The organism is Pelagibacterium lentulum (assembly GCF_003992625.1).
Classification (GTDB): domain Bacteria; phylum Pseudomonadota; class Alphaproteobacteria; order Rhizobiales; family Devosiaceae; genus Pelagibacterium; species Pelagibacterium lentulum.
On record NZ_RZMW01000018.1, the window covers coordinates 34,036 to 43,657 of the forward strand.

The following is a 9,622-nucleotide window of genomic DNA, read 5'->3' on the forward strand; positions in this document are numbered from 1 at the left end:
CTATTGCTCCTTGAAGCGGTAACCAACGCCGTAAAGCGTCTCGATCATGTCAAAGCTCTGGTCAACGCTTTTGAATTTCTTGCGCAGCCGCTTGATGTGGCTGTCGATGGTTCGGTCATCAACATATACCTGATCGTCGTATGCCGCATCCATAAGTGCATTGCGGCTTTTGACCACACCCGGACGCTGAGCCAGGGCGAGCAGGATCAGAAACTCGGTTACTGTGAGCGTGACCCGCTGACCGTTCCAGGTGCAGGTATGACGCTCCTGGTCCATCACGAGCGCTCCGCGCTCAAGTGACGTTTTGGGTATGCCGTCTTCGCCATTGGCAGATGCTCCGCCACTGTCTTTTGGCGCTGCCACACGCCGCAGTACCGCCTTTACGCGTTCGACAAGCAATCGCTGGGAAAAGGGCTTGGTGATAAAATCGTCCGCGCCCATCTTGAGGCCGAACAGTTCGTCGATTTCTTCATCCTTGGACGTGAGGAAGATCACCGGAACGTCAGACTTCTGGCGCAGCCTGCGTAAAAGCTCCATTCCATCCATGCGCGGCATCTTTATATCGAGAATGGCAAGGTCTGGCCGGTCGTTGCTCAAACCCTCAAGACCGGATGCGCCGTCAGTATAGGTGGCAACCTGATAGCCTTCGGCTTCCAACGTCATCGAGACGGAGGTGAGAATATTGCGATCATCATCAACAAGAGCGATTTTGGGCATATACTTCCCTTTGCATGTTTCCGTACAGACCAGGCATAGTCATGTCCCATGATATAGGAACGCGCTTGCCCATTTTCTTGCCTTATTGACGCTTTTGCCTCTCATATTACGCGCAAATTATGGCAAGGCCAATTCCATCCCGAACGCGTGAAGATGCCAAAGCGTTCTAGACGAACGTCTTACGACCCATTGCCAGATGGTTTTTGCGTCGTCTCAGCCTTTAGAGTCGGGTCCATTAAAGGCTGCTCCCCATTCCGGCCGGATTGGCCTTTCATGCTTCAAACCAATGAGTCAGGACCCATGAGCACGATCACCGCCGAGACCCTTGCTGCCGAGATTGCCAACAAGGCGCGCAGCGTCGCCTATAACGACACTGCCGCACAGCTTGTAGAATATGCAATCGCGCGCAAGGAAGGCCGGTTGAGCGCAGACGGGGCCTTTGTCACCGACACCGGGCAATTTACCGGCCGCTCACCCTCGGACAAGTTTATCGTGCGCGACGAGCTTACCGACAAGCTGGTCTGGTGGGACAATACCAAGGCGCTATCGCCCAAGCATTTCGATGTCCTTCTTGCCGATTTCACCCAGAGCCTTGCAGACAAGCACCTGTTCAGCCAGCAGCTTTATGCGGGTGCGGACCTCAAGCATCAACTCAACGTTGCCGTGATGACACCATCGGCATGGCATGCGCTGTTTATCCGCAACCTGCTGATCCGCCCTGCCCTGGCCGCTCTTGAAGGCTTTGCCCCCAATGTGACGATCCTGCACAATCCCGAGTTCAAGGCTGATCCCGCCCGTCATGGCACACGCAGCGAAACCGTGATTGCGCTCGACTTTTCGCGCAATATCGTTCTGATCGGCGGCACGGCCTATGCCGGTGAGATCAAGAAAAGCGTGTTTTCGCTGTTCAATTTCCATGCACCTTCCGATGGCGTATTGCCCATGCATTGCTCGGCCAATACCGGAAAGGACGGCGATACTGCTTTGTTCTTCGGTCTGTCGGGCACGGGCAAGACCACGCTTTCCACCGACCCCGAGCGCGTTCTGATCGGCGATGACGAGCATGGCTGGTCAGACGATGGCATCTTCAATCTCGAGGGCGGGTGCTACGCAAAAACCATCAATCTCTCGCAAAAGGCCGAGCCCGAAATCTATGCCGCGACCAAGAAGTTCGGCACGGTGCTTGAAAACGTGGTGATGGATGAGGCGACCCACGAGCTGGATTTCGCCGATGGTTCAAAGACCGAAAATACTCGCGCCGCCTATCCGCTTTACGTGCTTGATAACGTATCGCGCACCGGCACCGGGCCAACGCCGACCAACATTGTCCTGCTGACCGCCGATGCCTTTGGCGTTCTGCCTCCAATCGCACGGCTCAACGCTGAGCAGGCGATCTATCACTTCCTTTCGGGTTACACCGCAAAGGTTGCCGGTACAGAACGGGGCGTGACCGAACCGCAAGCCACCTTCTCGGCCTGCTTTGGCGCCCCCTTTATGAGCCTGCACCCGACCGTTTATGGCCGCATGCTGAAAAAGCGCATAAAGGAAAGCCTTGCCGAATGCTGGCTGATCAATACCGGCTGGACGGGCGGCGCTTATGGCGTCGGCCAGCGGATTTCCATCAAGGACACCCGCGCGCTTCTCAACGCCGCGCTTTCGGGCGCGTTGGTCAATGTGCCATCGCGGACCGATCCGGTCTTCGGTTTTTCCGTGCCGATCTCGGTGCCTGGCGTCGATTCAACGCTGCTGAATCCGCGCGACACATGGGTGGACAAAGAGGCCTATGATCGGCAGTCGGCTAAGCTGGTGAGCCTGTTTGAGGACAATTTCGGGAAGTTCGCTGCGGCCGATGCCCAGATCGCGGAAGCTGGTCCGCGCCTTGCTGTGGCCGCCGAATAGGGTTTCCCAACCTCGACAAATAAATCACCCGCAGTCCAGATCGGAAGGCGGGTGATTTACTTTGATCGGAGAAAAATCAGTAGAAAATATGGGCGCCGATAGTCGCCACTTCCACATAGGCGGATGCCCAACTTGGCGAAACGCTTGTGGTGTGGAAATGCATTGCCGTCGTCAGGCCATCTTCGTGTTTTTCGCCCAACAGAAAATTCCTGTACGCAGTATCGGCAATGATGTGCGATTTGACCCAGGACTCGCGATCGATCGTGTTGCCACCGCCGCCATCGACGGGCCGGCCATTGCAGGCAAACGAGAACTGGCATCGATTGAAAAGATGCGCGTTCTGAAAGACGACATCGCACACTGAATTGGGGTATCGGCTCGAATTCACGCGATTGAGGATGACCGAAGCCACCGCCCATTGTCCCGTTTCGGGTTCGCCGCGGGCTTCGTGATAAATCGCCTGCGCCAGACAATAGCGCTCGGCGCTTGCCAGCTCCTTGCGCTCATCGGTCGGTTGATAGCCGGAGACATAGCTGGCGACCAGTTCCGGCGTCAGCAACTGATCCTGTGCGACCGCCTGGCTACCCAATCCAAAGGCAAACAGAAGGGCGGCAATCGCCCCGAGTCCGTTCTTCTTTGTGGCGTGCATGCCCCGCGCCAAAAAGTTCAATATCCCCTAGCCCCGCGTCTCGCACCCGCCTTGATATGGCTGTGCTTGATTGTCTGAGGTTACTAACCCGGATAAGCCATTAACGCGATGTTAAGCTTAATCAATGGTTAACGCGCTCTGTTTTAAGCATCTCTGTTGGGGTGGGTAAAGGGCTCAAATTGCATTCGGGTTATATATTTGGGTGCAATTTTACAGAACTGACGCGGACATTCTCATTTTTGACCAGTGACATAGAGGCCGGTTGAGCGTAAGCAGACAACTGACATGTCACTTGCCGCTCCTTCTCCCCCTCTTAAAGAACTGACCCCACGCCAGATCCAATGGATTGGCGGCGGCTACCTTTCCATGTTCGGTTCGCTGGGCGGTCAAACGATTTTCATCGCGCTTTTCGGCTCTGCAATACGCGCCGAATTCGGGCTGACCGACGGGCAATATGGCCTGATTTATACCGCGGCTACGCTGATCTCGGCGATCTGCCTGGTATTCGCCGGAACGCTGGCTGACAAGCTGCCGGCAGCCGTTCTTGGTGGCGGTGCCGCGTTGGGCCTGGGCGTCATTGCACTGATCATGGGCATGGCTCCCGATGTCTGGGTGCTTGGCTTTGCCCTGTTCGGCTTGCGGTTTTTTGGCCAGGGCATGCTCGTTCACAATGCTGCGACAGCCATGAGTCGCTGGTTCTTTCGGTTTCGCGGGCGCGCGCTCGCCTTTTCGCAATTGGGACTTTCGACCGGTGAAGCAATTCTTCCAGTGCTTGTTGCGCTCGGCATCGCGGCCTTTGGTTGGCGAAGCGTTTGGATGATTGTTGCCGCAATTGCCATCTTGATCCTCGCACCAGCGATATTTGCCTGCTTTTCCAATCCACCGGACGGCAAGAAAGCCAAAGCTCAGGGGTTGGCCAATCCCGATGCCGCCGACGAAGTGAATACCGGCGCGCGATGGCGTCGTAGCCGCGTTATCCGCGATCCGCTGTTCTGGATCGTTCTCTATGGCGCCCTTGCCGCCCCCGCAATTTCCACCGCAATCTTTTTTCATCAAACAAGTCTTGTCGAAGACAAGGGTTGGGACCTTCTTGTGTTTGCGGCCTTCTTCCCGGTGATGTCGGTTACAACCGTAACCTTTTCCCTGCTGGCGGGGATAATCATCGACCGGATCGGAGCCAATCGTATGCTGACGTTTGCACTGGTGCCGATGGCACTGGCCTGTCTTTTGATCTGGCTGGGGGATGCCTATTGGGTGATTCCGGGCTTCTTTCTGCTCTGCGGCATGTCGAACGGCATGCTTGGAACATCATTTAATGCTCTTTGGGCGGAACTTTACGGCACGGCCAACCTTGGTTCGATCCGGGCGCTCGCAACCTCAGCAATGGTTTTATCCTCAGCAGTGGGGCCGGGTATTGTAGGCATCTTTATCGATCTGGGTGTAACCTTGCCCGACCAGGGACCCGCATTTGCGGCCTATTTCCTCTCAGCCTCGGCGCTTTTCGTCGTCTCACGCGGGAGATTGGCGCGGCGAGCGCGCGAAATTCGCGAGAATATCTAGAGCACCAGAACGCCGGAATGCTTGGCTTTGTGCTCAGGCTCGACATGGATCGTGATGGCACTTCCGGGCCTCTCGATCTTGAGCGCAGCTTCGATGCGGTCGCAGATTGCGTGTGCTTCGTCCACGCTCATTTCGCCGGGCACAACGAGATGAAAGTCGATAAAGGTCATCTGTCCAGCCTGTCGTGTCCGCACGTCATGGGCCTCGAGCGCGCCATCTGCGCTGTTCTGGATGGTTTCACGAATCTGCGCCAATTCATCGGTCGGCACGGCCACGTCCATCAGCCCGCCAACGCTTTTGAACATCAGCACGCTGCCGGACCAGAGCACGTTGATCCCGACAAGCGCGGCAATGATCGCATCGAGTTGGTTCCAGCCGGTCCAAACAACCAAGAGCAGCCCGACCACAACGCCGACGGATGAAATGACGTCCGTCATCAGGTGAATGCCATCGGCCTCAATGGCGGGGGAACGCATGGCACGTCCGGTCCGAATGAGAATGAAGCACCATGCCCCATTCAGCACCGTGGCGACGATATTGATGAGGATGCCCATGAATGGGGTATCGATGGGCTGGGGATCGAAAAAGCCTTGCCAAGCCTGGTGAAAAATCAGCAGCGCGGCAACAAGGATGAAAGCCCCTTCGATAACCGCGGAGATATATTCGGCCTTGTGGTAGCCATAGGGCATGATGTCGTTGGCCGGTCTTGCGGCCAATGACACCGCAACAAGCGCCGCCAATGCCGCAACCACATTGACGATGCTTTCGAGCGCGTCAGAAAGCAATGCCACCGAGCCGGTGATATGGGCGGCCCAATACTTAAGGCCCAACACCACCAATCCCACAGCGACACTGGCAGATGCCAGCATGCTCAACTTCTTCATCGCTACGCCACCCCACAACATCGGGTTATCGGGGCATAAGCGAAAAGGATCGTCCTGTCTATCCCTTTGATTTTACTTGAAAATGAGTTGCAAAATCATTCGCAGATCACCTCTGCGTCGAAAGGGCTCGAACGCTGAAGATATGGTCATGAGCATGTTCGAGACTTTCAGCGACGTGGTGGCAGAGGGCTGCAATTTCGTCCGTGGCCTCAACAAGATCAGGCACCATGATGGTAAACATGCCCGCCGCATGAGCAGCCCTGACACCCATGTGCGAATCTTCAAACGCAACACAGCGCACCGGATCGGCTTTCAGTCGCAAAGCGGCGGTGAGATAAGGCTCCGGGTGCGGCTTGGGATTGGCTACATCGTCGCGTGTAACGATGGTCTCGAAATGATCGAGAAGCCCGGCCGCGCCAAGATGAGCGGTTGCATGTGGCGAGCGCGAAGAGGTTGCCACGGCCGTTGGAATGTTCCGGGCGTTGAGCATGGCAAGCATCTCTTTGGCGCCGCGCTTTACCGGAATTGGCTCGTTGGCGAGCCTCGCCCGCATTGAGATGCGGCATTTTTCGTCAAAGACCGTATAGGGAAAGGCGACGCCATAAGATTCCACCAGCAAGCGTTCAGTGGCTTCATGGGATGAACCGACCATGCGCCTATGGACATGATCGGTCATTTCGAACCCGAGTTCGGCCATCACGTCAAAAACAATGGCACGGAAAACCGCCTCGGTATCGAGCAGGGTTCCGTCCATATCGAAAATTGCTGCATCGAAGCCCGCTGCCAATCGGTCTGCGAGCTGTTCTTTTTCAGTAGTGTTCATCATGGCCTGCTTCTAGCGCCATTTCGTCCTAAGGGAAACACCTCGATCAGCGATCCGGCCCCGCATCGACATCTGGAAGGTCAGGACTGCCATCCGCGCTTTTCTTGCGGCGGCGGCGCGGTTTTGAATTTTCCTGCCCATCGGTTTCCTTGGTACCCGGCTCGATCTTTGTGGTCTTGCCCGGCTCCGAAACGACATGCAATGGAGGCGCCTTGCCCTGCTTGTCCTCGCCAAAATAAACCGTCTGATGCGGGAAGGGGATTTCTATGCCGCGCTCATCAAAGATGCGCTTGATAATCGCGTTGTAAGCCCGCTTGGTGCCCCATTGCTTGCCCGGCAGCGTCTTTATGCGCGCGCGCAGCACAATTTCACTCGGCCCAAACGCATTGAGACCCAGCCATTCGAGGTCGGCAATGATATTGGGGCGATGATCGGGATCCTTACGCAACTCTTCAAAGGCATCGAACATGGCTTGCTTGGCTTCTTCGGTATTTTCGCGATAGGCGACCCCCATATCGAGCAGTGCATAGGAAAATCCGCGCATGAAATTGGTGACGGTATCGACCGAGGAGAACGGGATGATGTGATAGGAGCCTTCGACATCGCGCAGCGAAGCCGAACGGATGGTGAGGCGTTCTACAACCCCCGATATGCCGCCGATCGAAACCACATCACCCACATCAATGGCGCCTTCGAGCTGAATGAAAATGCCGGTAATGATATCCTGAACGAGCTTTTGCGCCCCAAAGCCGATGGCCAGGCCAATCACACCGGCCGATGCCAGCAGTGGGGCGATATTGATGCCCAGCTCCGAGAGAATGAACATCAGCGACACAACGATCAGGGTAATGGTCAACGCATTGCGCATCAGCACCAATAGCGTCCGCTCGCGCGCCGAGACCGCCAGCGCATATTCGGGATTGATGCGGTAATCGACCCAGGAATTGAGCACCAGCCAAATGGCAAAGCTGACCAGGAGGATGATCGAAACTGTCACTATCGTTCCGGCGAGACGCGCGCCGAGCTGACTTTCAAGTACGGCGAAGAAATCGATGGCGCCGAGCGTATGGAGGCAAAATATGACAACGGTTGCCACCACTGCCAGACGCAAAACGTAGAGGATGCGCGGAACGAAGGAATTGAGCTGGCGTTCAAGCAGCGGCACACGCATGGCTATGCCCGAGGGCAGATGCACACCGCCGCCAATCATGCGGGTGATGATATTGGCTACAATCACGCCTGCAAGAATCGCCAGAGCAACCTGCAAATTGGCGATGAGGATGACGTAAAAATCGGCAATGGGCCTTGTGATTGCCACAATGGCAAGCGCACCGATATAGATCAGAACCGGCACATGCCAATAGCGCACCAGCACTCTGAATCCCTTGTTCGCCCGCACATTGCGGAACCGCCGGATCGCCAGAAGGCTGACCGCGCGGTGCATACGCATGACCACAAAGGCCATCAACCCGAGCATGATGAGCAGCCCGAGCACGGAAAGCGCCCGACCGGCAGCGGGAGAAACCATGCGCGAAAAGAGCGGCAACACAAGGAACTGGCCGAAAACGAACAGCGACGCGAAAACGCGCAGCCAGGCCATGACCTGCCGGGCATGGGCATCCTTGAGCCGGACCAGGCGGGCGACAGTGATCTTGGGTGAGAAAACCACGCGGGCCAGGGCCATCACCACTTCGATCATCACGAAGGCATTGAGGTAAAGCGAATGGGCAAAGCTGATGTCGCCCGGCGTGCCGAGAATCGACAGCGCCACCACATAGCCCACAGCCCAGGGCACGATTGCGGAAATCACATCGACGCTGAAGGTGGTCACAATCGAGATCGTGCGGGCGATCACCCCTTCGGTTGCCGTCGCGCTGCGCATGGTCGTGCGGAAACCGTCGGTGAGCGCTTTCATGGCGAAAAAGCCGCCATAGGTGATCAGGATCAGCGACAAGAGATCGACGACAATGGACCAGACCACCGCCAGATCGCCCATCGAAAGCGCCGAGAAGATTTGCGGGGCCGCAGCAATCTGGATCCAGAGATTGGCCAGCCCGGACGCCGTGCCTTCGGCCATGCGCTGGGTGAAATCGGCCACCTGCCCGCCGACCGAGCGCAATTCGAGCGAGAGCAGTGAGCTTTCCTCTTCCGCAGCTGCCGGTGCGTCCGGGTCTGTGACGCGTTCCAGTTCGGCGATCAGCGCCGCGCGGGCTGCATCGTCGCGGAGAACCTCAATGAGATTTTGCAGCGCCTGTTCGCCTTCCGAGCTGGCTTCCTCAGCCGCCCCACCCAGATTGAGACCCGGCACCTGGGCATTTGCGGCAAGCGGGCTGGCAAGAGCAGAGACGAAAACGAGCAGACAGACGACGAGGCGGCGCAGGAACGGGTTCGGCATGGGACCTGTAAAGATGTTGAAGCCACAATGATTTGGCCCAAGCTTACAGAGTTTTGCTGGTCAATGAACCCCCCGTGCGTATTGAAGGCACGTTGTGATCTCGGAGGGCTTGCGCTTTGTCTCATGGGCCGCACCGCTTCGCTTTTTTGTTTTGCCTCACGGGCCGCACCGTGAAATCCATGACGGGCTAAAGCCGCCCTATGGATTTCACTGGCCCTCCGGCTGGGCGCGCGAAACGTCGCGCGAGGTCCTCACCTACGGTTCGTCCGTGGGGTGGCCGGAAAATCATCACGCGAGCCTGGTTTGCCTCACGGCGCGTACCACTGCGGGCATGACGCTCGTCGCTATGCCCTTCGTTGCGCCTGCGACGGCGCGGCGCAAAAGGGCGCCGGGGTCGTCACTCCGTTCCTCCGTGTGCCTGCCGAATAGGCATCACGCGAGTTTGTTTTGCCTCACGCCGCGTGCCGGATTTCTCGCGACGCCTAAATCCGGCCTGCTCAAAATCCTGCCGCTCCGGCGGGGCGGCCAAAACGTTGGCCGGGCTCCTCGGCTTCGCCTCGTCGGTTTCGGGCAGTTCCGAAGTCATCACGCTTGCCCCTCACCCCTGCCCCTCTCCCACCAGGGGAGAGGGGTAGATAGTGGCTTCCCATTGCACACTTCCCCTTCTCCCCTCGTGGGAGAAGGTGGCGCGTAGC

The 9,622-nt window shown here is 57.2% G+C and carries 7 protein-coding genes; 2 read left to right on the plus strand and 5 right to left on the minus strand.

Annotation, left to right across the window (positions count from 1 at the left end):
- A complete protein-coding gene (locus EO133_RS05530; RefSeq protein WP_127071669.1) occupies positions 1-717 on the minus strand; it encodes a response regulator transcription factor in 717 nt (238 codons plus the stop codon).
- A gap of 300 nt (positions 718-1,017) precedes the next feature.
- Here EO133_RS05530 and EO133_RS05535 point away from each other — a divergent pair, with 300 nt between their 5' ends.
- Positions 1,018-2,616 (plus strand): phosphoenolpyruvate carboxykinase, encoded by a 1,599-nt coding sequence (locus EO133_RS05535; RefSeq protein WP_127071670.1) that lies wholly within the window; start codon positions 1,018-1,020, stop codon positions 2,614-2,616.
- Between the two features lie 76 nt (positions 2,617-2,692).
- Here the strand turns inward: EO133_RS05535 and EO133_RS05540 are convergent, their stop codons facing one another.
- Positions 2,693-3,265 (minus strand): cell wall hydrolase, encoded by a 573-nt coding sequence (locus EO133_RS05540; protein ID WP_127071671.1) that lies wholly within the window; start codon positions 3,263-3,265, stop codon positions 2,693-2,695.
- A 285-nt stretch (positions 3,266-3,550) separates the two neighbouring features.
- On the opposite strand from EO133_RS05540, the gene EO133_RS05545 reads away from it, so the two are divergent.
- Positions 3,551-4,825 carry an MFS transporter gene (locus tag EO133_RS05545; protein ID WP_127071672.1) on the plus strand — a complete coding sequence of 425 codons (1,275 nt, stop codon included), beginning with the start codon at positions 3,551-3,553 and terminating at the stop codon, positions 4,823-4,825.
- Here EO133_RS05545 and EO133_RS05550 read toward each other — a convergent pair.
- From EO133_RS05550 to EO133_RS05560, 3 genes are all read right to left on the minus strand, one after another.
- Positions 4,822-5,709 carry a cation diffusion facilitator family transporter gene (locus EO133_RS05550; protein ID WP_127071673.1) on the minus strand — a complete coding sequence of 296 codons (888 nt, stop codon included), beginning with the start codon at positions 5,707-5,709 and terminating at the stop codon, positions 4,822-4,824. The genes EO133_RS05545 and EO133_RS05550 overlap by 4 nt on opposite strands.
- Before the next feature lie 106 nt (positions 5,710-5,815).
- Entirely contained in the window at positions 5,816-6,535 is a 720-nt protein-coding gene (locus EO133_RS05555; RefSeq protein ID WP_244640620.1) for an HAD family hydrolase, read from the minus strand.
- Positions 6,536-6,578: 43 nt separating this feature from the next.
- On the minus strand, positions 6,579-8,927 hold the full coding sequence (locus EO133_RS05560; RefSeq protein ID WP_127071674.1) for a mechanosensitive ion channel domain-containing protein: 2,349 nt from the start codon (positions 8,925-8,927) through the stop codon (positions 6,579-6,581).
- Between the last annotated feature and the right edge of the window lie 695 nt (positions 8,928-9,622).

What these genes read in the sequence shown, in the direction of transcription:
- EO133_RS05530 (WP_127071669.1), bottom strand. Translation starts at nt 717, where the DNA reads ATGCCCAAAATCGCTCTTGTTGATGATGATCGCAATATTCTCACCTCC.
- EO133_RS05535 (WP_127071670.1), top strand. Translation starts at nt 1,018, where the DNA reads ATGAGCACGATCACCGCCGAGACCCTTGCTGCCGAGATTGCCAACAAG.
- EO133_RS05540 (WP_127071671.1), bottom strand. Translation starts at nt 3,265, where the DNA reads ATGCACGCCACAAAGAAGAACGGACTCGGGGCGATTGCCGCCCTTCTG.
- EO133_RS05545 (WP_127071672.1), top strand. Translation starts at nt 3,551, where the DNA reads ATGTCACTTGCCGCTCCTTCTCCCCCTCTTAAAGAACTGACCCCACGC.
- EO133_RS05550 (WP_127071673.1), bottom strand. Translation starts at nt 5,709, where the DNA reads ATGAAGAAGTTGAGCATGCTGGCATCTGCCAGTGTCGCTGTGGGATTG.
- EO133_RS05555 (WP_244640620.1), bottom strand. Translation starts at nt 6,535, where the DNA reads ATGATGAACACTACTGAAAAAGAACAGCTCGCAGACCGATTGGCAGCG.
- EO133_RS05560 (WP_127071674.1), bottom strand. Translation starts at nt 8,927, where the DNA reads ATGCCGAACCCGTTCCTGCGCCGCCTCGTCGTCTGTCTGCTCGTTTTC.